Origin of the sequence: Streptomyces sp. NPDC017936 (assembly GCF_044328485.1) — a bacterium.
Lineage (GTDB): Bacteria > Actinomycetota > Actinomycetes > Streptomycetales > Streptomycetaceae > Streptomyces.
Genome location: NZ_JBIRHK010000018.1, coordinates 33,490 through 53,117 on the forward strand (window position 1 = coordinate 33,490; position 19,628 = coordinate 53,117).

A 19,628-nucleotide genomic window follows, 5' to 3' on the forward strand; every position below is an offset into this window, starting at 1 on the left:
CGCGTGCACGGACCGGCTTCGCCCGGCTGGCTGCTGGTCGCGCTGTGTGCGGCGACCGGCGCCTACTGCCTGCTGCGGATGCGCAGCGCGGACGAGCAGCAGCGCCGGGCCGCGGGCGGCGAGGCGCTCATGGGCTTCGGGATGGCGGTGATGGCCGTGCCCGCGACGGCGTTCACCGCGCCGCAGTGGGCCTGGCCGGCGTACGCGGCGGTCTTCGGCGCGGCCGCGCTGCGGGCCCTGTGGGCCACCCGGACGAGCGCCCATCACCTGCACCACCTGGTGGGCGCCTCGGCCATGGTCTACATGGCGGTGGTGACGGCCTCGTCGCCGGGCGCCGGACACGGCCACGGCGGCTCCGGCGTCCCGCTGCTGACCGGGGTGCTGCTGCTGTACTTCGCGGCGTACGTGCTCGTCTCCGGCGTCCGGCTGCTGCCGGTCGCCGGCGCGGGAGGGGGCACGGTCGCCTGGAGCGACCGGCCCGAACTGGCGCGGGTGTGCCGGTTGTCGATGGGGATCGGGATGCTGGCGATGCTGTTGACGATGTGACATTCAGCGCTGTGACCTGCGACCTGGTGTTTTGACCTACACAGAGGCGATGTCGACCTAGCTAATCCTTGCGGAAGTTAGCGGGAACTTGCGGCTGATCCCGAAGATCGTCTCCCAGACGTTTCCCATTTCCCAGCTTTGGTGAGTCCTGCAGCCGAGCGGTGCGTAATGGAAAGACCGGAGCCGGAGTCGTCTTGCACACCTTGGGGGTTGTGGATCGACTCCGGCTCCGGCCGCCTGCCCAACGAGCGATCCGCCTCCGAAGCACGCAGAATGGATCACTCGTTCGGGTGGATACCTGACCGAAGCTGTCGGGCACCCGAGCGGACTGCCCACTCACCGTCACGGGGGTACGCGGGAGGCGGCAGCCCTTCGGCATCCCGGGAACCTGAACCCCGCGATACCGAAACCTTCCCTCTGTTCAGTTACCAAGAGCCCATCCGGGGGCTGGATATATCCAGTAGCACCCCGCAGCCCTACCTTCAGACCTCACGTCATGATCGACGCCAGGGGTCTGGATGTCAGAAGCACGCCACCGGCGCATCGCCGCTGACATCCGCCGCCGCATCGCCGCCGGTGAATGGCGGGTGGGCGAGCCTCTCCCCTCGCGTGCCGAGCTAGCTGCCGAACTCGGCGTCCATCCTCAGACCGTGCGCCTCGCCTATGTCCTCCTACGCCAAGCCGGCGTCCTGGAGGGCGAGGAGCGCAGAGCCGTGTATGTAGCGCATCCTCCTGCTATGCGCACTCTTACCGATGCGGACGCTGACTGGCCCCACTCCAGGGAGACCATCGACACTCGCCCGCAGCCGGCCACGGTGGAGCTTGCCGACCGGCTCGGCGTTCCCGCGGGGGTGGTCCTGCAGCACGAGATGGTGGAGTGCCTGGATCCGGGGGGCCGGTCGGCGATGCTGGTGTCGTCGTGGTGGCGGGGCCAGCGTCGTCCGCATGCTTCCTATGCGGCGGAGCTGGGAGTGGTGTCGCTCACCGAGCGCCAGGCGCACGCGGTGGGCCTGCTGGTGGACATGCAGGCGTTCCGTGTGGTGCGCACTCGCTTCGACCGTCAAGGCCGCCCCCTGGAGACTGCTGACCTGATCCTGCCTATGGACCGCTGGCTGATTCGGCTTTCGCCTGCACGCCAGTAAGCACCTACAGGGGCATATGCGCCTGTGGTCCTGACCGATAGTCAAGCGGTAAACCGTCCGTAAGGGAAGTGTGGACCCTGCATTTATTCACGCGGATCCTGTACACCCCGTGTGAATCTGTAACCCACCGTTGAGGTTCTGGCCTGCACTTTTCCTGACAGGCAAGCGGCGGGCCGCTGTCATGCCTCGGAGGCAAGCCGCTCGCAGGCGTCGTCCCCGATCGCCCGGTACGCCCGCCACAGCGCCTCCGCCTCGGCGCAGGTGCGGTCGACGTCCCGGCAGGCGTCGCAGGAGACGGCGTGGTCGGTGTAGGCGGCGTAGGCCTGCTGCAGGGGGCTGAGGCGGGTCGCGGCGGCCAGTATCGGCCGACCGGGTTGGGGCGCGGGCGGTGGGTCTCTACGCTCGTCCATGTCGACGGCTCCTTCGTCGGCTGCTCCCGGGGCTGCATGCGCCGCGGCCTCGGGAGCTCGTGCAATTTCACGGTATACCGCGGTGGACTGCACTGTACTGCGGTCGCAGGGTAGACCTCGGTTACCTACGGTCGACCGTGTGAGCGTGGATCTTGACCGGACTCGGTCCGTCTGGCGGCAGGTAGCGGCGATCGTGGCCGCGCGGATCGCCGACGGCACCTACCCGGCCCGCTCGAAGCTTCCCTCGGTGGTGGAACTCTCGGCCGAGTTTTCGATCGCCTCGTCCACGGTGCAGAAGGTGTACAAGCACCTGCAGGCGGAGGGCCTGGCCCGCGGTGAGGTCGGCATCGGCACCTTCGTCGCCGACGACCCTCCGGTCTCGTAGCCCGTTGTCATAGCCCGCGGCTACGATCTCGGCATGTCCACCACTCCCCCGCCGGCGGTGCCGCGGTCTGCTGAGGCCGTGCAGGAGGAGATCCGTGCGCTGATGGCGGAGACGGGCGGCTGGCTGTGGGGGCCGACCCGGGACCGGTACGAGCGACTGCGGGATGAGTGGGTGGCGGCCGTGCAGGCGGAGGTCGTCGCGGCGGCGTGAAGCAGCCGGCCCCGGTGCATCACGCCGGGGCCGGGCTCAGCAGCAATCCCGACTTGCTCGCTGGGATGGTCGTATCAGGCTACGCCTCGCCACTGACAGTGCCGGGGCGCGTCGTCAGCTGGTGGTCGTCGACGGGGTAGTCGTCGGGGTCGCCGGTCACATCGTCGAAGTCGTCCGGCTCGGGCGGGGTGTCGTCGGTCATCGCGCCAGCATCCCAGACGGTCACGCCTCGCCCGGCCAGGCCGTCAACGTCGTGCCGGTCGCCTCGTCGGTGAGGGTGACGCGGGCGTCGGGCAGGCTGCCGTGCTCGCCGATCCAGCTCACGAACTTCGCCCGGGCGGTCGCCACGGACGCCCACCAGCCGTGCTGTACGGGGCGGCCGGCGGAGGCGAGGAGCAGGTGGTAGCGGCCGGGGTGCATACGGCCAGGCTACGCGCGGACAGCCGCGTGGCCTCCCGTGGGGAGCCGGGAGGTGCGGCGGGCCCTACCGGTTCGCAGCTCCCGGCAGGGCCCATGGGAGGTCCCCACCTGGGGAGTGGCGACCCCTCGCGCCCCACGATGCATCACGAACCAGCCACAGCGATAGATCGCGGCCGGAAATAGTTCCGGCAGCATGCGGGCGCCCGCTCTGCAGTAGCGGGCGCCCGGGGTGGGCCGTCGCGCCACGGTGGCAGCACCGAGACCACGACCACTGAGCACCGGCGTGGCGCGTCAGCGGGGCGGCGGCCGTCACCGCCAGGTGTCCGGGGCATCTCCCCGGGAGCATGCCGCCCACCCCAGGATGACAGAAGGCCCGTCGCGACGGGGGTGCGCGACGGGCCCACAGGCAGTGTGGCACGGGGGTGGGCGGTCAGAGACCGATGTCCTCGGATGCGGCGTCGGTCCACTTGTCGGCCCAGTCGACCGCTTGCGGATGTCGGGCTTCGGCGTAGGCGCCGGTCACCGGGTTCAGGTAGCGGGCGGTGACGCCGAGGATGGTGGCCGGCGGTCGCTCCCTGTAGCGCGCGAAGATCGTGTCCGGCTCCCAATGGGTTCCCTCGGCGGTGTTGCATGAGTGACAGAGCCAGCCACGCACAAGCCCAGTCTCGTGATCGTGGTCGCAAACCAGGTCTCGGACCTTCCCGCAGATTGCGCACCGCCCGTCCTGCCAACGGGCAAGCAGAGCGGCCCCATCGTTGACGACTGCGTCTGCCGCGCACTCCATGTCCCAGAGCACCTGCGCCTGCTCCGGAGTACACCCCAACCGTTCCGCCTGCTCAAGGAATCGCCGCCTGGTGTCGCCTCGGTCGGGCAGTTCGGTGGGCCAGTACCAGCACAGCGGGTTCGCGGTCATGCCGTCGCCCCCTGTCTGTCGTCGTGGGCCCGGAGCGCTTGGGAGATCGCGCCGATGCTCGGGTTCTTCCCCTTGTTCTTGCCCTCGGTGATTCGGAGGTGCGGCTGGATCTGTCGGAGAGTGAAGCCCTTCTCTCGAAGCGCCACGGCCTGAATCACCAGGGGTTCTGTCATCACCGGGCGTCGGCCGCCGACGCGTCCGCGAGCACGAGCCGCGGCGAGGCCGTCCTTCGTCTTCCGCACGATGTCGCGGCGCCGGTCTTCGGCGAGGGCCAGAGCGAGGTCGAGGATCAGAGAGCGTTCCCGATGCTCGCCAGCCGCGATGCCCTCCAGCACCTTGACGGCAATCCCGCGCTCGAAGAGGTCGTTGAGGACGATCAGTCCATCCAGGAGGTTGCGCCCGAGGCGGTCGACTTCCTGGACACAGAGCATGTCGCCGTCGCGGAGGTAGTCGAGGGCGGCGCTGAGGCCGGGGCGCTCTTCGACGGCGAGCTTGCCGGACACCTTCTCTTCGAAGACCTTGAGGCAGATCTGATCGAGCGCATCGTGCTGCCGCTCGGTGTTCTGCTTGTCGGTGCTGACTCGAACGAGGCCGATTAGGGCCATCCACCCTCCCATTGATCATCAAACGCCACCGCGACGTTCCTGAACGCTAGCATGTAGGTGAACTGATTGATGAACAACTCGGCAAGCTATGCAGCGAATTGAGACCTCTCGCGGTTCAGGTTCACGTCCTGACCGATTGATGAACAGCCCCCCAGGGAGAGATGGCCTGGTAGTGGGGCAGAGTCAGTGGAGCAGCTTGACGGCGTCGCTACCTTCGGGGCATGACCACGTACAAGGGCCCAGCCACCCTCCAGCTCATTGACGGCCGCACGTTCGCCGCAGCGGCAGACCTCACTAAGGACACATCTGGCAGCTGGAGCGGGACGTTGAGCTTCGACGGCGACGAGCACTTCCCCGTGCTGGTGAACGTCCGCGAGGGCGCACTGCACATCGACGGGGTCGACGGCAAGTTCGTCCGGCCGGACACCTCGGACTGGGCATCCTCCCCCAGAGGCCCGTTCCAGATGCGGATCCTGGGCAACGGCGAAGCGCCGTTCTGGTCTCGGACACAGCGAAGCGCCCCCTCCCGGAGGAGGGGGCGCTGTCATTCGTCGTCGGGTTGGGGTGGCGGCCAGGTGGGTTCGCGGAACGGCCAGGGCGACAGCCACAGCGGCGGCTCGGGTTCGGTGTCGTCGTCGGCCATGCCTCAGCCCTCCTCGGCCGGCGGGTCGGGCTCGGGTTCGGGCTGCTCGGGGACGACGCCCATGTCGACGAGCGTGCCCATGTCGGCGGCGGCCTCGTCGATCCGCCGTACCGCGGGCCGCTCCGCCGGAAGCTCCGGCACCTCGCTCATCGGATCACACTCCTGTCCGGTTGTACTCGTCGACCAGCGGGTGCGCCGGCTCCGGCTCGATGCCGGCCCGGTGCATCTGCCTGAGCCACCGGTCCGTCGTCCACGCGAACGCCCGCACGACCGCCTCCAGCCTGGACAGACTCCCCCGCAGCTGACCGTTCTCCTCGTCGACCCGCTGCACGGTGGCCTGCAGTACCGCGAACTCCTGGGCTTTGACCTGCGGTGCTGCCTGAATCGTGGCCGCAGCCTCGTTGGCCCTGGCTGTCGCCTGAGCCGCCCGCACCGTTGCGCGGGCTACGAACAGCCCGCCGCCGCCGAGGACGCTGCCAGCGGCGCCGATGACGGCCGCCCACTCGCCGACGTTCATGCGGCCTTGCCTCTCCGGGCAGACCGCGGCACTGGGGGAACCGAGTATTCGGGAACCGTGGCCGCCCACATGATGACCCCCACGTGGGAGGTGAGATACCAGACGGCGACGAAGCCGCCGCGGGAGTAGTCGCCGTTGATGACGGCGGCTGTGTAGGCGATGGCCCACACGGTGGGGGGAATGAGGGCGGCCGTGAAGCCGGCCCAGTCGCGGCCGACCCGGAGGAAGGCGGCGGCGCCGGTAATCAGTCCGCAGGTGATCCACAGCCAGGACCAGTGGCGGAGGCTGCACATGCTGGTGAGCAACTCCAGCCCCTGGTCGCCGGGCGGGTCGACGAGGAAGCTGATGCCCCAGCAGGTCTTTCCGGTGCCGAGGATGAGGAGGAAGACGCCGCGGCGGCCCAGGGCCTTGTACAGCCGCCGGGCCGCACGGCACCACATCTACACCGCCCGGGGCGGCTCGGCGCTGGCGGGCGTGGACGGGGCGGCCGGGGTGACCTGGCCGCGGGTGAGGAGTCCGAGGACGGCCAGGACGACCGCGTTGAGGGCACCGATCTTCTCGGGGGACAGCTCGAGGCCGTAGGCGGCGAGCAGCGCGGCGACGGCGGCGACGAGGCCGGTGAACGCGCTGGGCGCGATGGGCCGGGTGACGGCGGCGGTGGCCGCGGCGAACACGGCGCTGATGACGGCGACGATCGCGCCGGCCTGCTCGGCGGACAGGCCGAACTGGAACGTGACCAGCAGGGACAGAGCTGCGGAGATCACTGCGATGATCAGTGCGGGCTCGCGACCGAAGATTCTCATGGGGTTCTTCCTTCTCTGTCGGGCCGCGGTCAGGCGGTCCAGTAGGGGCCGGAGGCGACGCGGTGGAGGAGCTTGACCGGCTTGCCGTCGGGGGAGATGGCGCGTACCTCGAACCAGAGCTTCTTGCCTGCGGGGACCGGGACGGAGTGGGCGAACTGGTGGCCGCCGCCGCCCCGCTTGTCGATGACGAGGTAGCCGGAGGGGCTGCTGCCGTCGAGGCCGGTGAGGTAGAAGCGGCCCTGCACCTTCGTGTCGGGGCTGGTCGCCACGTCGACGTAGAGGGTGACGGTGATGTCCAGGGCGGGGACGGGTCCGGCGAGGACGGCGCCCTCGTCCTTGAAGGCGAGCGCCGTCCAGTCGCTGTCCAGGTCGACGTCGATTGGGTTGGACTCGTTGAGGGCGCTGGGCATGTCGGTCTCCTGCGCGGGCGTCGGGGCGGGGGTGGTCGGCTGGTCGCTGTCGCCCTTGGCGTGCTGGATGACGCGCGCGAAGTCCATGGAACCGGGGTCGCCGTGGTCGTTCTCGGGGACGTGCTGATGCCCGCACCAACCCTTGAAGGCCTGCCACTCGGCGAAGCTCATGCGGGCCGGGGAGGCGCCGTAGGAGGCGGGGGTGATGCCGGGCCGGCGGGAGTCCTTGCCGTAGGCGAGCCAGTCGCGCACGCAGGTCATGGGCACGCCGTGGTAGTCGTACAGCCAGCGCACCAGCCAGCCGACTTCGGCGAGCGCCCAGTCGGGGGCGGTGGGCCAGTGCAGGTAGTCGACGCCTGCCCGCTTGCCGTCCCAGGTCTTCGCCTTGGAGTCGTCGCAGGTCCCGACGAGTTCGATCTGGAAGGCGTTCGCCGTGTTGGTGGAGACGCCGCCGAGCTTGTTGGCGAGGGCGCGGGCGGACTCGTCGACGTCGTAGTGCTGGTACCACCTGATGCGCTTGGCCGCGATGTCGGGGACGCCGGTCACGGTCGGGGCGATGGAGCCGCCGTTGTACGACGGCAGCGTGCGGCCTTCGGTGGTGTGGATGACGCCGCAGTTGACCTCCATGTCGGAGCCGGAGTAGGAGCCGTCTCCGTAGAAGTACTTCTGTGAGGCGCCCGGGATCTTCTGCGGGCCCTGCTTGGCCATGAGCCCTCCTTGGGGCAAAGGGGCGCCGGCGGAGGGCGCGGCGCGGGCGGGTGGTCAGGCGGTGGCGGGTGCGGCGTCGATGGTGACGGCGGAGGCGGGGACCCAGTAGCCGGTGAGCCCGCCCGCGGTGATCTGGAACATGGGCCGGCCGTTGACGATGGCTCGCCTGTCCGTGGGTGCGTTCGAGGGGTTCGCGAAGCTGACGGTCTTCACACTGGTGACGGTGCCGTCGGCGGCGACCTTGTACGTGTCGACCGGTGTGCTGCCGCCGGGGAAGGTCACGGTGCGCGTCGGCCGGTACAGGGTCGGCAGGTAGATGCCGCGCAGGTACGCCTTCGACCAGGACTCCCCCACCCACCAGCCGGTGTAGGCGCCCGCGCTGATCAGGTAGTAGATGCCGCGGCCCTTGATGCGCCGCCGCATGGATGCGGGCGCGGCCGTGTCGCTGGAGAAGGTGACGGTCTTCTGCTCGATGAGGTCGTCGCCCGCGGCCGTCGACCACGCCCCGGACGCCGCGGTGTCGAACCGGCACAGGGTGTGGCTCCCGGATTCAAACTGGACCGTGCCGCTGACGCCGGCGGCCGGGTAGTCGTCGACGAGCCGGTCTACATAGTCGGCGAAGTCCGGCGAGCCGGTCTGCCAGTTCAGCTGGCGGAAGAGCTCGATGTGGTGCTGGTGGTAGGTGTACGCCTCGATGCGGTGCGTCTGGCAGTAGAAGCTGCACCACTTCGCGTTCCGCAGCAGCGAGAAGAAGGTCGCGATGGTGGTGGCGAACGCGTCGTACAGGTCGGCCGCGGTCTGGCTGCCGGTGGCCGCGTAGTAGTCCCACAGCCCGAACATCGCGTAGATCATGCCGTTGTACGTGTAGTCGCCGGAGTCCGGTGCTGCGCCCGGGTACTCCTGGATCCACCCGTATCCGGCCCGGTCGGTGTTGACGACCCACGGGTAGCCAGACTCGTCGACCTGCAGCGAGGCAAGCGCCCCGTCGGCGGCCTCCATGTACCGGGCCCGATCCTCGTCGCTGACCGCGTCCAGCGCGGCGAGCTGCACGAACAGGCTGATGGCTTCGCCCTGCGCCATCCCGGAGTACCAGGGGGCCGTGTAGTCGATGCCGGAGTGGACGGCGTGGGTGAAGTCGAAGCCGTAGCCGAACCACCATGCCCCGCGCGCCTCGACGTGCTTGGCAATGAGCCGCTCTGCCTGCGCCTTCGCGCGCGCGAGGAAGAGCGCCTTGCGGGCGGGGTCGGTTTCGGTGCGGTAGCTGGCGATGCAGCCGAGGCCGAACTGAATCTGGCCGACGGGGTGGTCGTAGCCGACGGTCCCGCCGTCCGGGTAGTACAGGTACTCGCCGGCGGAGTTGAGGTGGTAGCTGCCGGTGCTCGGAGACACGTTGGCCCAGGCGGTGGGGCGGTCGCGCCAGGGGCGCAGCGCCTCGGGCAGGTCGGCGACGAGCTTGTATCCGGCGCGGTTCATGAAGCCTCCGGGGCATAGGGAAAGCCCCGGCCGGCGGCTCGGGGCGTCAGGTCTGGGGCGGCTACATGCGGTCGAGCCGCAGCCACGAGTGGGTGCGCAGGACCGTGGCCGTCGCGTTGGAGGTGTTCTGTGCCCAGACCAGGGAGAACGTGCCGGGCGTCCCGGACGTGACGACGAGGCCCTTGGGCTCGGCGGCGAGGATCGTGCCTGCGCCGATGGTGCCGATGGCCATGGTGGAGCTGGTGACGTCGGTGAGGGCGCCCCACCTGGGGTAGGCCGCGAAGGCTGCGGCGCTGCTGCTGTCGGGTCCGCCCGGCCACCACGATCCGGTCGTCCCGGCCGGGGCGGTGAAGCCGATTTTGAGGTCGCCGCTGTCGTGCCCGTCGAAGATGAGCAGGCCGGACAGGGTGTAGACCGTGTTCGCCTCGACGGTGAACGTGAGGTGCGGGTCCGCGGTCGCGCTGGTCGTGGACGCCCGGGAGGTGTTGGACGGCTTGTAGGCGAACAGGCGGGAGTTGTACGGGAGCTCCTGCCAGGCCGAGCCGTCGTAGACGTACAGCCGGTTGACGTCCTGCAGCCAGGTGACCATGCCCTCGACCGGTGAGGTGAGGGTGGCGGCCCGGGCGGACGCAGAGGAGAAGCGCAGGATCCCGCGAGGGATGACTCCGTCCGCCAGGTTCTTGACGAGCGCCTCCAGGTTGGGGGCCTCGGTGTTCTGGTACAGGGTGATGCTCTGGCCGTAGGAGTCGGTGGCCATCAGGCGATCCTCCGCATCTGGAGCGTGGACTGGCCGCGCAGAATGGTCGGGGTGGCGGAGCCGCTGTTCTGGGCCCAGGCGAGAGCGAAGGCGCCGGCGGTCGTGATGATGACGGTTCCGACGGGACGGCAGGCCATGATGGTGCCCGCGCCGACCGCGCCCACGGGGATCGTCGACGTGGTGATGTCCGACAGGGCGCCCCAGCGTGGGGTGGAGGCGAGAGCGGCGACGCTGCTGTCCGCGCCGCCCGGCCACCAGGCGCCGGTCGTGCCCGCGGGGGCGATCCACCCGAGCTTGAGGTCGGCGGCCGCGTCGCCGTCGTACATCAGCAGAGCGTCCAGCAGGTATGTGCCCGGGGAGAGGGTCATCGTCAGGTGCGGGTCCGCGGACACGGTTGCCGTCGACGCCCGTGATGTGGAGGACGGCTTGCGGACGGCGACGACCTCCCCGATCGCCACCCCGCCCGTCGAGCCGCGCCCCCATGCCCACCACTGGCCGTTCGACGACTGAGAGATGACGATCAGATCGGCGGGGGCCGGGGAGATGTAGGACTCGTCACGGCGGGCGGTGACGCCGTCCGTGGTGACGATCGTGCCGTCCGCGTTGACCGTAGCGACGACGGCCATCCGCCAGTCCGAGCCGCGCACCGCCGGGGTGTCCGCGCCCGCCTGCATGGCCTGCTCCCGCACCGCCGCCGCGAGCGCCTCACCGATAGGGCGGGTGGAGACGTTCACGTGCCCTCCTTCGCCGAGATGGTCTGGATCGCCATGTCGCCGCCCACGAGGTCGACGGGGAAGGAGTGAACCTGGTGAAGCTCAGCGCTTCCGTCCATGTAGACGACGCGGAGTACGTCCCCGGGTTCGAGCGCGGGATTAGCCAGGGCCGTGAGGCTGGCTGTCGCGTTCGGGGCCTGCGCCGCCCGGAGTTTCAGGGTTGCCGCAGCCGTGCACTGGGCGGTGGTGATGAGCGTCGATGAGGAGTAGAACATGGGCCGGCGGCCGAACGGGCCGTCCCAGTAGGTGGGGCTGCCCGGGTCGCCGTCGACGACCAGCGACGACACCGGGGCCGTGTTCGACTCGGTGTTCTCTCCCCTCGCCAACACCCCGTTGTGGACGCCGTCGGAGTTCATGCCGCGGGCTGCGGAGATGTAGGCGCCGCCGTCGCCGACGGAGACGGTCCAGGCGGGCGGGGTGGTGAGCAGGTCGGGCAGGTCGGAGATGACGAAGGTTCCGTCGGCGTCGCAGTACACCTCTGCGCCGATCGCCGCCGCCAGCTCACGGACGGCTTCCCACGGGTCGCCCTCGACGTCGAAGGTGCGGGTGCCGATCGGCGCGTCGACGACCGTGGCCGCGGTGGTGACGGCGGCGTCGGGGATGCTGCGCTGGATGAGCGCGGTGATCGCGCCGACCGCCGTACCGGCCGACCGCCACGGCGCGGTGAACTTGTCGTCGGCGATCACGCACTCCAGGGACTTGCCCTGGATCGTGACCGGCCCCTCGTCGACGTCGCCCTCAACGGAGTCGATACGGAACACGCCGACCGGGACGAGCTCCTGGTACTCGCCGGCCTGCACGCCTCGGGCGATCCGCAGCCGCGCCCCGTACACGGACAGCTTGTCCGCCGGAGTCCGCGGGATCAGCGCGGGGTCGGCGACCGTGACGGTGCAGGTGCGGCGGCACTGCTGGCTGCGGTCCACCGACACCGACCCGTCGACCACGGACAAGGGTTCCACGCGCCCGTCCGTGAGGAACAGGGCCACCTCGCAGACGGGCGTGTGCGACTCGACGAGGGTGGCGAGGAACCGCGCGGAGACCGGGTACATCAGGCGCGCCTCCTGCCGAACAGGAAATCCTCCCCGGTCGTATACCTGGTGAGGACGTCGAGGCCAGTGGCGTTCTCGGCGAGCACGTCGTAGCCGGTCCGGCCGGCGGACGAGGCGACGCCGACCGTCACCGGCTGCGCGACCTGCGTCAGTGGCAGCGTCCACGTCCGCCACGGATCCGACGCCACCCCGCCGCCGCGCGCCTCGGTGACCTGCCCGACCGACACATACATGTCGTCGACGCCGTGCCCCGGAGCCGCTTGCCACAGCAGGATGCTGCCCGGGTCGAGGAGCCAGTGCAGCGCGGCCCGCTCGTCGTCGGACTGCGTGTAGACGGCGAGGTCGCCCTCCAGGCTGCCGCGCACGTCGGTGAGGACGACCGGCATCGTCGCCCCGCGGACCCGGTGCACGGTCTGGGTGATGGGCCGCTGCCAGTCCGGCGCCTGAGCGATCATCACGCGGACGTTGCGCTGCGGGTTGCCCGGATCCTTCAGCCAGCCGTACTGCACGTCGCCCGCATCCAGGGTGACCGTGCTGCTGACGCGAGTGGAGACGACGATGCCGGACGCGTTGCGGGCCTCCGCGTAGTAGGAGACCGGCTGCCCCAGCGGCGCCTCATGGTCCTCGACGACGAGGACGTCCGTGAGGACCGCCTCGCCCTCGATGAGCCCGTGGACGCCGCGCACCAGCGTGCGGGAGCCGTCCGCGCCGAGACGCCACACCGTGATCGTGCTGTCGACGGGGAGCTCCCGCAGCGTCAGCGTGATGTAGGCGCCGGTGTCGCTCTTGGTGACCTGCGTGATGGGCACGGACTGCCACAAGCTCACCTTGTCGACGCGCAGCACCGACGACGCGGCCGTGGCCGTCAGCGTCCACTCGATCGCCGCCCGGGCCGCACCCGCCGGAGCCGTGCCCTGCGCCGTCAGCAACCACCAGTTCGGCGACGGCACCGCCGCGGCCGAACTCGACGACGCGGACAGGAAGGTGCCGGCAGCGTCGTACCAGCGGAACGTCCGCGTCAGCGTCCAGCCGCCCGACATGATCTTCATCCCGTACTCGGCGGTGAACGCCAAATCCGCTGCGTCCCCGATCGGGAAAATCGCCGACCGGATGACACTGGTCGTCGCGGTCGCCGAGGAGACCGTCATCGCGTAGGAGCCGTCCAGGAAATCGGTGCCCCACGGGGTGAGCCGGGCGATCGTCGCCACCCCGGAAACCACGGTCCACCCGGCCGTGTCCCGCTCGAACGAGGCATCCGCGTAGGGGATGAGGGTGCCTTCGCGGAGCTTCGGGGCGGGCATGATGACCGCCCCGTCCACCCGCCACACCTGGCCCGCCGTGCCCGCGGTGATGCCGGCAGCCAGGACGGCGTAGGCCGTGCCCGCCGGCGCCACATCGGACACCCTCTGCCGGTACACGCCCGTCCCTGGCGCGGCCAGGTTCGCGCGAGTCGCCTGCAGCTGCACGTCCGACGCGCTGTAGAAGCGGAGCTCCACCCAGCACGTCGAAGCGGCCGTCGGCGGGCTGAGGTAGGCGTAGCCGACGTACTCCACGCCCGCCGTCGCCGGCGGCTTCTCCGCCGTCCGCACCGCGGCGTTCCCGGCCGCGGTCACCGTCGCGGCCAGCATGTGCCCGCCGCCCAGGTAGTAGTCCACCGCGAACTGCACCATCGGCGTCTGCCGGGCAATGCTGCAGTTGGCCTCGACCGCCCATCCCGACAGGTCCCGCTCGAGCGACTCCGTGTCGAAGCTGAGGAGGTTGCCCGTCGTCCGCAGCGGCAGGCCGAGGTAGACGTTCTCGAAGTGGCTGATCACTCCGGCCCCGGCCGGCGTCATCGCCGAGACGATGACCCGCGCCGACGCCGCACCCGCCGGCGCCAGATCGGCCACCGCGATCCGATGCCACGTCGACGACGCCGTCAACGTCGTCAGTGACCACGTGATGCTGATCTCCGTGTTCGAAGAGGTCAGCCACTGGATCCCGATCCGCTCCGGGACCGTCGCCCCGGAAGCGTCCGCGAACGCCTCATACTCGATCCCGGCGGTGACCGGGTACGAGGCGACCGTGCGGGCCTGCGCCTCCCCCGCCGCCAGCGACAACAACCGGACCGTGCCGTCCCCGTTCCGGCCACCCGTACTCCGGGAGACCGTACAGTTCAGCTTCGCCGTCCAGCCGCTGATGGTCGGGTCCGCCGACTCCGTCGTCGCCGACAGCATGTTGCCCGGAATCGGCATCGCTCACCTCCTACCCGCGATCTGAGCAGCCAGCGGCCGCAACGTTGCGTCGACGACCTGCGCGGCCTCACCCCGGACCTTGCCGAGGAACTCGCCAGAGTCGAGGTAGAGGTCGCCCTCGAAGCTCGCTGACCCGAACTGGGAGCGCGCGGCCATCGACGTGAGGGCATTGGCCTGCCTGGTGGTGAAGACCGGCTCCGGCCTTCCGGTGCCGTTGTAGGCGAGGTTCAGGCCCGGCTGCAGGTAGCCGCCCGAGTCGTAGGACCCCGGCTTGAAGCCGTACCAGGAGGTGAACAACTTGTCGTTGTAGCCGCGGGCCCTAGAGCCCACGACGACGCCGTCGCCGCCTCTCGACTCCACCTTGGTCTTGCCGAGGGTGCCCGCGGTGTGGCCGACACCAGCGTGGGTGATACCGACGCGGAAGGCGGAGTCGCCGTTCTTGACCCAGCCCGGCGGGGTGCCGCCGTTGAAGGCGTGCGTCGACCAGCGACGGTGCGGCTTCTCGCCCCGAATCACGGACTCGATCGCCGACATGAACCCGGAGCAGTCCCAGCTGGGGGTGCCGTTACCCGCCCACTGGTACGGCAATCCGTTCTGGGTCTTCGCCCAGCGCAGCGCTGCCTGGATCCTCGGGCCCCCGAGGCCGCCGCCCCCCTTCTCGTCGGCCGTCTTCGAGTAGCCGAACAGCGCGTCGATGATCCGGTCAGGAATCCTGCGCAGCATCTTGCCGAAGCCGGTGTCCATGCCAGGGAACGACTTCAGGAGTGGGTCGACGACGTTCTTGACGCCAGCCCGGGCGGACGCCTCGATCGTGTCCTTGAGCCAGCCTGCCGCATCCTTGATCTTGTTCCAGGCCGCGGAGCCGGCGCCGACGGCCGACGACGCAGCGGACTTGATCCAGCCGAAGATGCCGCCGTCAGCGAACCGCTGCACCATGCCGCCACTGGCGTAGCGCAGCGAGCGATCCGTGCTGGTGACGGGATTCCCGCCGAGTGCGGGCGCCAGGGCTGCCTTGATGCCCTGCGCCCCGCGCGACCTGGCGATCGTGTTCATGGTGTTCACGAACCCGGAGCCCACCGCCCGGGTGAACTCGGGCCGCATGATGGCCTCACCGCCGCTGAGTTCCAGGCGGCCGCCCGTCGGCGAGACGAAGCGGTGGACGTCCTTGCCCGGCGTGTAACCAGGCATGATGCCGCCGGAGGCGAATTTGAACGTCTTCAGCTTCGGAGCCCCGAATGCGTCGGCGACCATGTTCCACACGCCGACGATGCCTTTGTTGTAGACGGTGTCGACGATGAACTGGACCGGCTTTCGGGCGATGCCCTGAATCTGATCCCAGGCTGTTTTGATCCCGTCCTTGGCCAGGTTGAACGCCTCGACGGTTTTATCCTTCAGCGTCGTCGCCCAGCCGGGGATCGTCTTCGTGAAGAAGGTGCCGATCGGGTTGAGGACCCACTTCTTCAGCCAGTCCCAAGCAGCCTGGAACCCAGCCTTGATGTTATCCCAGTGCTTGATGATGGCGACCACTGCGAGGCCGATCGGCCCGGTCAGCGCGCCGAGGATCCACGGCCAGTTTCGCTTCACCCACGACAAGACCGCGTTGAAAATGCTCGGGATGGTCTTGGTGAAGAAGTTCGCGAACGGGCCCTTGAACCAATCGACGACCGCCATGACGGACGTCTTGATGACGGCCCACACCCACTGGATCGCGGCCCGGAACCAGTCGACCTTCTTATAGGCGATGATGATCCCGGCCACCAGCGCGGCAATCCCGATGATGAGCAGCGGAATGCCGGACGCCTGGAGGGCTGCGGACCATGCCCACTGGACGATGGTCCAGATCTTCATCGCGACGATGACGCCGTAGATGCCCTGGATGAGCCACGGCGTGGTGTCCGCGATGACCTGGATCGACTGGGCCACAAAGCCCAGCACCTGGAGGAGGGGCCCGGAGATCGGCGACAGCGCTGTCCCGATACTCAGGAACGCACCAGCGATCTTCTCCAGGGTGTCCGCGAGGATCGGCCCCTGCTCGGCCGAGTAGGACAAGAACCTCTCGAACTCGGGCGAACCCTTGAGGTTCTGCCCCCAATTCGCGAACCGGCCCGTGATCCGCTGCAGTCGGCCGGAAATCGAGTCCATGTGCGGCAGGAAGGCGTCAATGACACCGACGATGCCCTTGAACACATTCCCGAATGCGACCCCGAGCCCCTCAATGGCGGGCTTCACTGACCCGGCGAGATCCTTCTTGAACGTCTGCCACCACGGCGACTTGAAGCCCCGCGAAGCCCGGTCCTGCAGCCCCTTGATGGCTGCGGCCGCGTTCACCACGAACGGCGTGAGGCCCGGCAGGGCCCGCCTCATTCCGTCCAGCGCCCGCGTGAAGATCGGCATGACCTGCGGCTGCAGCGACTTCGACCACTCGCCGAACGCGGTCTTCAGATTTGTGTACGCGGTCATCGTCGCCCGGGCCGCCGGGCTGAGCTTCGCCAGCTCCTGCCGGTACTTGGCCTGCGCGATCGCCGCCTGATCCACCCCGCCGGCCGCCGACACCGACGCCGACTGGATTTGCCGCTGCGCGCTCGCCACCGCGTCCGCCGCGTTCTGCTGGGCGACAGCGACGCTTGCGGTCGCCTCGCTGACACGCTGCTGCGCGTCGGCGACCTGCCGGGCCATCTCCACCTGCGTGCGCGCCGCCTCCGCCTGCGCATCCCGCACCGCCTGCTGCCGGTCGGCCACATTGCGCTGCGCCTCGGCCAGCCGCTCCTGCGCGCCCCTGTAGGTGTCCGAGCCTTCGACGCCCGCCTTGTTCGCGGCCGCGGTCTCCGCCTTCAGACGGCTCGTCTCGGTCGTCTGGTCCTTGAGCCGCTGGACGGCCTGGTCGTAGGCGAGGATCGCGCGCTGCTTGTCCAGCTCCGTCGACGTCGCCGACGACAGGACCGCGTCCCGCTCCCGCGTCGCCTCCGTCAGCGACAGCTCGGCGTCCCGCTGGCTCAGGACCGAAGCGGCCAGCCGGCTGTTCAGGTCCTGGAGCTCCTGCGCCGCCGTGCGGCGGGCGTCCGTCAGATCTTCCTGGGCACGCCGGGCCTCCCGCTGAGCGTCCCCGAGGGACCGCTCAGCGTCCTGCACTCGACGAGCCGCCTCAGCGTTGCGCTGCGCAGCCTGGACCGCCGCGTCCGCCGCCGCGCGGCGGGCCTGCGTCACCTGCTGCTGCGCCTGCGCGATCTGCCGCGCACCATTGCGCTGCGCCGTCGCCAGCGACTGCTGAGCGGACTCCATCTGCAAGGCCCGCGAGGCCGCCTGCGAAGCGGCCTGCCCTCCCCGCAGCGTCGCGTCCGTCGCCGCGTCCTGAGCCGCCTTCTGCGCCTGCAGCGTCGACGCGATCCCCTTGAACGCCGGGATCGCCACCAGGCCCACGGCACCGATGCCGGCGGCCGCGGCAACTCCCGCCGCCGCGATGGCGCCCAGGCCTGCGGCCACCACGGGCAGGACAGGGATGATGGCCGGCCCGAATGCAAGGGCCGCCGTGGTCAGCATCTGCATGCCCGACACGGCCGACCGCGTATCCACATCGACGTTCGCAGTGCGGCCGTCCAGCCGAGTCACCTGCGCGTTGAAGGCGGCCAGCTGCGCCGAAGCCGCCGCCGCATCCACCCGCACCGCAACATCGGCGTCCGACGCCGACAGCCGGTCCAGACGAGCCTGCATCTGCGCCATCGCCGCCGCCGCGGTGGCTGTGTCGATGTCGATGCCGATGCGGGCGTCCCGCAGTGCCTGCATCTGTGCACGGATCTGATACAGCTCCCGCTCTGCGTCCGAGGAGTCGGCGCGCAGGCGAATCTCCGGCAAGCTCGCCATCGCGGCCTCAAGCCGGCTCTTGAACGAGCGGGCGAACGTGCTGCCCGTGGCCTGGCCCTGCCGTGCGGCGGGGGCCTGCGCCTGCCGGCCGCCGTTGGTGACGCCCTGCACCACCGCGGAGGCCAGGTGCCGGCTGACATAACGGCCGAGGACGCGCCCCAGCTCATCGCCCACAGAATCTGCGGCAGGCAAGATCTGCTGCTGCAGGCGCTGGCGGATGTTCCGCGCGTTGGGGACGACATCAACCTCGACGGAACCGACAGAGATGGCAGGCACTGGGCTCCCCCTCCCAGCGCCCTACGCGGCGCCTCCTTGCAGCAGTTGGAACAGGCGGTCGGCGCTGCTCTCGGTCAAGCGCGCCTTCCTCGTCGGCGGCTTGGCACCTGGGCGTCGCATCGGCTCAGGCGGATCAGGTCGCTTCGACTTCTCCGTGTTGACCACCCACAGGACCCACTCGACGCGGCGCAGCGCATCCACGGCGGAAGCGAGAAGCAGCTCCTGCTGGGACCAGCGGCCCTTCTCCGGCTCGCCCTTGTCCGCCTGCTCAGCCAGTTGTTCAGGCGTGAGCTGGTTACGCAGAGCCGTCCACGTCGCCGACTCGGGCGGCAGGTGCTCGATGAGGACCCGCAGGCGCCTCCATGACAGGCGGCCACGGTGCGCGTCGAGTAGGTCGACGCCCGGGTAGTACCTGGCCAGATCGGCTTCTACCGCCTCCGCGTGCTGCGTGAGGACCCCGAGGGTCCACTGGATTTCCCCAGGGCCTCACCGGAAGCGCGAGAAACTTCCTCGGCGAACTTGCCGATGCCGTCCGTTGTCGGGTCGAGATCCTCGTAGATCTCGTAGTCATCCTCGTGGAGCACGGTCTCCATGAAGCCGTCGATGTTGCCGCCGTTCAGCGCGCGGATTGCGGACGCCCGCCACTGGTTGGCGGGCAGCACGCGAACGTCCTTGGTGACGCCGTCGAACCCGGCGAGCGGCACGGTGAGGTAGCTGTCCTCCGTGTCGACTTCAGCTTCCTGGCCTCGGGCGGCTTCAATCTGTTCCTTGGTAGCGGCCATGGCGCGGGCCTCCTCAATTGCGTGGCGCGGGCAGGGTGGTGGTGGACGGGCCGGGCCCGCGCCGGCTGGCTATCGCAGCCCGCCCACCAGTTCAGGAGCCGGTGTACTCGGCGGTCGCCGGGAGGCGGTCGAAGTGGTACACGGTGTTGCCGGCGGCGTCCGGGTAGGCGGTGATCGTCCACTCGTAGCCCGCGATCTCGTCCTGCTTGTGCGTGACGTCGCTGCGCTCGGTGATCTCCCCCTCCGGCACGTAGAAGCCGCGCTGGAAGTTGTCGCCGTCCAGGACCACGAACCACCAGGCGCGTCGGTCCGGGGTGGGGCTCGCGGTCTCCGCGAACGTGGTCAGGCCGCCGGCCGGGGTGAGGTCGTCCGCGTCCAGCCGGTACTGCAGGGACTGCACGGTGGTCCGGCCGGTCTCCCACACCGTCAGCCCGAACGTGCGCAGCGAGCTGGTGATGGTGGTGCGGATCGGTGCCGTGTAGCCCCACGGGGTGAAGGACTGAGAGTCCTCCTCGAAGCCCTGGACAAGGCCGTCGTCGCTGATGGCGCCCAGCGGCAACCACGGCGCAACCGGCTGGATCGCCGGATCCCCAGGCGACGCCGTGCCCTTCGGGGCCGTCCAGCCGCCGCCGTTGGCGCCCACCTCGAGAAGGTCCGCGGCGCGGGTGATGTTGACCATGAGAAGTCTCCAGACATGGAAGAGCCCGCGCTCGG

At 69.7% G+C, this 19,628-nt stretch carries 22 protein-coding genes; 4 read left to right on the top strand and 18 right to left on the bottom strand.

The window, feature by feature from the left end; genetic code table 11:
• Nucleotides 1-3: 3 nt before the first annotated feature.
• Nucleotides 4-546, top strand: coding sequence for a DUF5134 domain-containing protein (locus tag ACH4F6_RS31325; protein ID WP_397963737.1), 543 nt, complete (start codon nucleotides 4-6; stop codon nucleotides 544-546).
• Nucleotides 547-1,064: 518 nt separating this feature from the next.
• On the top strand, nucleotides 1,065-1,688 hold the full coding sequence (locus tag ACH4F6_RS31330; protein WP_397963738.1) for a GntR family transcriptional regulator: 624 nt from the start codon (nucleotides 1,065-1,067) through the stop codon (nucleotides 1,686-1,688).
• Between the two features lie 179 nt (nucleotides 1,689-1,867).
• Here ACH4F6_RS31330 and ACH4F6_RS31335 read toward each other — a convergent pair whose 3' ends face one another.
• Nucleotides 1,868-2,098 (bottom strand): hypothetical protein, encoded by a 231-nt coding sequence (locus ACH4F6_RS31335; RefSeq protein ID WP_397963739.1) that lies wholly within the window; start codon nucleotides 2,096-2,098, stop codon nucleotides 1,868-1,870.
• 139 nt (nucleotides 2,099-2,237) lie between these two features.
• Here ACH4F6_RS31335 and ACH4F6_RS31340 point away from each other — a divergent pair, with 139 nt between their 5' ends.
• Complete coding sequence (locus tag ACH4F6_RS31340) at nucleotides 2,238-2,483, top strand: GntR family transcriptional regulator (protein WP_397963740.1); 246 nt, start codon at nucleotides 2,238-2,240, stop codon at nucleotides 2,481-2,483.
• 33 nt (nucleotides 2,484-2,516) lie between these two features.
• Complete coding sequence (locus ACH4F6_RS31345; protein ID WP_397963741.1) at nucleotides 2,517-2,693, top strand: hypothetical protein; 177 nt, start codon at nucleotides 2,517-2,519, stop codon at nucleotides 2,691-2,693.
• A 79-nt stretch (nucleotides 2,694-2,772) separates the two neighbouring features.
• Here the strand turns inward: ACH4F6_RS31345 and ACH4F6_RS31350 are convergent, their stop codons facing one another.
• From ACH4F6_RS31350 to ACH4F6_RS31430, 17 genes are all read right to left on the bottom strand, one after another.
• The gene (locus ACH4F6_RS31350) at nucleotides 2,773-2,895 is read right to left on the bottom strand and encodes a hypothetical protein (RefSeq protein ID WP_397963742.1); all 123 of its coding nucleotides are present in this window, start codon (nucleotides 2,893-2,895) and stop codon (nucleotides 2,773-2,775) included.
• Nucleotides 2,896-2,915: 20 nt separating this feature from the next.
• Nucleotides 2,916-3,113: a hypothetical protein gene (locus ACH4F6_RS31355; RefSeq protein WP_397963743.1), complete on the bottom strand. Its 198-nt coding sequence runs from the start codon at nucleotides 3,111-3,113 to the stop codon at nucleotides 2,916-2,918.
• Nucleotides 3,114-3,543: 430 nt separating this feature from the next.
• Nucleotides 3,544-4,026 carry an endonuclease domain-containing protein gene (locus tag ACH4F6_RS31360; RefSeq protein WP_397963744.1) on the bottom strand — a complete coding sequence of 161 codons (483 nt, stop codon included), beginning with the start codon at nucleotides 4,024-4,026 and terminating at the stop codon, nucleotides 3,544-3,546.
• Nucleotides 4,023-4,631, bottom strand: coding sequence for a recombinase family protein (locus ACH4F6_RS31365; RefSeq protein WP_397963745.1), 609 nt, complete (start codon nucleotides 4,629-4,631; stop codon nucleotides 4,023-4,025). Before ACH4F6_RS31365 ends, ACH4F6_RS31360 begins: the two co-directional genes overlap by 4 nt.
• A 646-nt stretch (nucleotides 4,632-5,277) precedes the next feature.
• Nucleotides 5,278-5,424 carry a hypothetical protein gene (locus ACH4F6_RS31370; protein ID WP_397963746.1) on the bottom strand — a complete coding sequence of 49 codons (147 nt, stop codon included), beginning with the start codon at nucleotides 5,422-5,424 and terminating at the stop codon, nucleotides 5,278-5,280.
• Nucleotides 5,425-5,428: 4 nt separating this feature from the next.
• Nucleotides 5,429-5,791 (bottom strand): hypothetical protein, encoded by a 363-nt coding sequence (locus ACH4F6_RS31375; RefSeq protein WP_397963747.1) that lies wholly within the window; start codon nucleotides 5,789-5,791, stop codon nucleotides 5,429-5,431.
• Nucleotides 5,788-6,231, bottom strand: coding sequence for a hypothetical protein (locus ACH4F6_RS31380; protein WP_397963748.1), 444 nt, complete (start codon nucleotides 6,229-6,231; stop codon nucleotides 5,788-5,790). Before ACH4F6_RS31380 ends, ACH4F6_RS31375 begins: the two co-directional genes overlap by 4 nt.
• Nucleotides 6,232-6,594, bottom strand: a complete 363-nt coding sequence (locus ACH4F6_RS31385; protein ID WP_397963749.1) for a hypothetical protein — start codon at nucleotides 6,592-6,594, stop codon at nucleotides 6,232-6,234.
• A 29-nt stretch (nucleotides 6,595-6,623) separates the two neighbouring features.
• On the bottom strand, nucleotides 6,624-7,712 hold the full coding sequence (locus ACH4F6_RS31390; protein WP_397963750.1) for a hypothetical protein: 1,089 nt from the start codon (nucleotides 7,710-7,712) through the stop codon (nucleotides 6,624-6,626).
• Nucleotides 7,713-7,766: 54 nt separating this feature from the next.
• Nucleotides 7,767-9,185 (bottom strand): D-glucuronyl C5-epimerase family protein, encoded by a 1,419-nt coding sequence (locus tag ACH4F6_RS31395; protein WP_397963751.1) that lies wholly within the window; start codon nucleotides 9,183-9,185, stop codon nucleotides 7,767-7,769.
• 61 nt (nucleotides 9,186-9,246) lie between these two features.
• On the bottom strand, nucleotides 9,247-9,942 hold the full coding sequence (locus ACH4F6_RS31400; RefSeq protein ID WP_397963752.1) for a hypothetical protein: 696 nt from the start codon (nucleotides 9,940-9,942) through the stop codon (nucleotides 9,247-9,249).
• Nucleotides 9,942-10,676 (bottom strand): hypothetical protein, encoded by a 735-nt coding sequence (locus ACH4F6_RS31405; protein WP_397963753.1) that lies wholly within the window; start codon nucleotides 10,674-10,676, stop codon nucleotides 9,942-9,944. The genes ACH4F6_RS31400 and ACH4F6_RS31405 overlap by 1 nt, the downstream gene beginning before the upstream one ends.
• Nucleotides 10,673-11,764: a DUF5047 domain-containing protein gene (locus ACH4F6_RS31410; protein ID WP_397963754.1), complete on the bottom strand. Its 1,092-nt coding sequence runs from the start codon at nucleotides 11,762-11,764 to the stop codon at nucleotides 10,673-10,675. The genes ACH4F6_RS31405 and ACH4F6_RS31410 overlap by 4 nt, the downstream gene beginning before the upstream one ends.
• The gene (locus ACH4F6_RS31415) at nucleotides 11,764-13,998 is read right to left on the bottom strand and encodes a hypothetical protein (RefSeq protein WP_397963755.1); all 2,235 of its coding nucleotides are present in this window, start codon (nucleotides 13,996-13,998) and stop codon (nucleotides 11,764-11,766) included. Before ACH4F6_RS31415 ends, ACH4F6_RS31410 begins: the two co-directional genes overlap by 1 nt.
• Nucleotides 13,999-14,001: 3 nt before the next feature.
• On the bottom strand, nucleotides 14,002-18,132 hold the full coding sequence (locus ACH4F6_RS31420) for a hypothetical protein (protein WP_397963756.1): 4,131 nt from the start codon (nucleotides 18,130-18,132) through the stop codon (nucleotides 14,002-14,004).
• A 428-nt stretch (nucleotides 18,133-18,560) separates the two neighbouring features.
• Nucleotides 18,561-18,914: a hypothetical protein gene (locus tag ACH4F6_RS31425; protein ID WP_397963757.1), complete on the bottom strand. Its 354-nt coding sequence runs from the start codon at nucleotides 18,912-18,914 to the stop codon at nucleotides 18,561-18,563.
• A 91-nt stretch (nucleotides 18,915-19,005) separates the two neighbouring features.
• Nucleotides 19,006-19,593, bottom strand: coding sequence for a phage tail protein (locus ACH4F6_RS31430; RefSeq protein ID WP_397963758.1), 588 nt, complete (start codon nucleotides 19,591-19,593; stop codon nucleotides 19,006-19,008).
• Between the last annotated feature and the right edge of the window lie 35 nt (nucleotides 19,594-19,628).

Coding starts and splice junctions, on each gene's coding strand:
- ACH4F6_RS31430 (WP_397963758.1), bottom strand. CDS start 19,593: ATGGTCAACATCACCCGCGCCGCGGACCTTCTCGAGGTGGGCGCCAAC.
- ACH4F6_RS31415 (WP_397963755.1), bottom strand. CDS start 13,998: ATGCCGATTCCGGGCAACATGCTGTCGGCGACGACGGAGTCGGCGGAC.
- ACH4F6_RS31395 (WP_397963751.1), bottom strand. CDS start 9,185: ATGAACCGCGCCGGATACAAGCTCGTCGCCGACCTGCCCGAGGCGCTG.
- ACH4F6_RS31350 (WP_397963742.1), bottom strand. CDS start 2,895: ATGACCGACGACACCCCGCCCGAGCCGGACGACTTCGACGATGTGACC.
- ACH4F6_RS31425 (WP_397963757.1), bottom strand. CDS start 18,914: ATGGCCGCTACCAAGGAACAGATTGAAGCCGCCCGAGGCCAGGAAGCT.
- ACH4F6_RS31385 (WP_397963749.1), bottom strand. CDS start 6,594: ATGAGAATCTTCGGTCGCGAGCCCGCACTGATCATCGCAGTGATCTCC.
- ACH4F6_RS31360 (WP_397963744.1), bottom strand. CDS start 4,026: ATGACCGCGAACCCGCTGTGCTGGTACTGGCCCACCGAACTGCCCGAC.
- ACH4F6_RS31375 (WP_397963747.1), bottom strand. CDS start 5,791: ATGAACGTCGGCGAGTGGGCGGCCGTCATCGGCGCCGCTGGCAGCGTC.
- ACH4F6_RS31410 (WP_397963754.1), bottom strand. CDS start 11,764: ATGTACCCGGTCTCCGCGCGGTTCCTCGCCACCCTCGTCGAGTCGCAC.
- ACH4F6_RS31345 (WP_397963741.1), top strand. CDS start 2,517: ATGTCCACCACTCCCCCGCCGGCGGTGCCGCGGTCTGCTGAGGCCGTG.
- ACH4F6_RS31400 (WP_397963752.1), bottom strand. CDS start 9,942: ATGGCCACCGACTCCTACGGCCAGAGCATCACCCTGTACCAGAACACC.
- ACH4F6_RS31335 (WP_397963739.1), bottom strand. CDS start 2,098: ATGGACGAGCGTAGAGACCCACCGCCCGCGCCCCAACCCGGTCGGCCG.
- ACH4F6_RS31370 (WP_397963746.1), bottom strand. CDS start 5,424: ATGAGCGAGGTGCCGGAGCTTCCGGCGGAGCGGCCCGCGGTACGGCGG.
- ACH4F6_RS31365 (WP_397963745.1), bottom strand. CDS start 4,631: ATGGCCCTAATCGGCCTCGTTCGAGTCAGCACCGACAAGCAGAACACC.
- ACH4F6_RS31390 (WP_397963750.1), bottom strand. CDS start 7,712: ATGGCCAAGCAGGGCCCGCAGAAGATCCCGGGCGCCTCACAGAAGTAC.
- ACH4F6_RS31330 (WP_397963738.1), top strand. CDS start 1,065: ATGTCAGAAGCACGCCACCGGCGCATCGCCGCTGACATCCGCCGCCGC.
- ACH4F6_RS31355 (WP_397963743.1), bottom strand. CDS start 3,113: ATGCACCCCGGCCGCTACCACCTGCTCCTCGCCTCCGCCGGCCGCCCC.
- ACH4F6_RS31380 (WP_397963748.1), bottom strand. CDS start 6,231: ATGTGGTGCCGTGCGGCCCGGCGGCTGTACAAGGCCCTGGGCCGCCGC.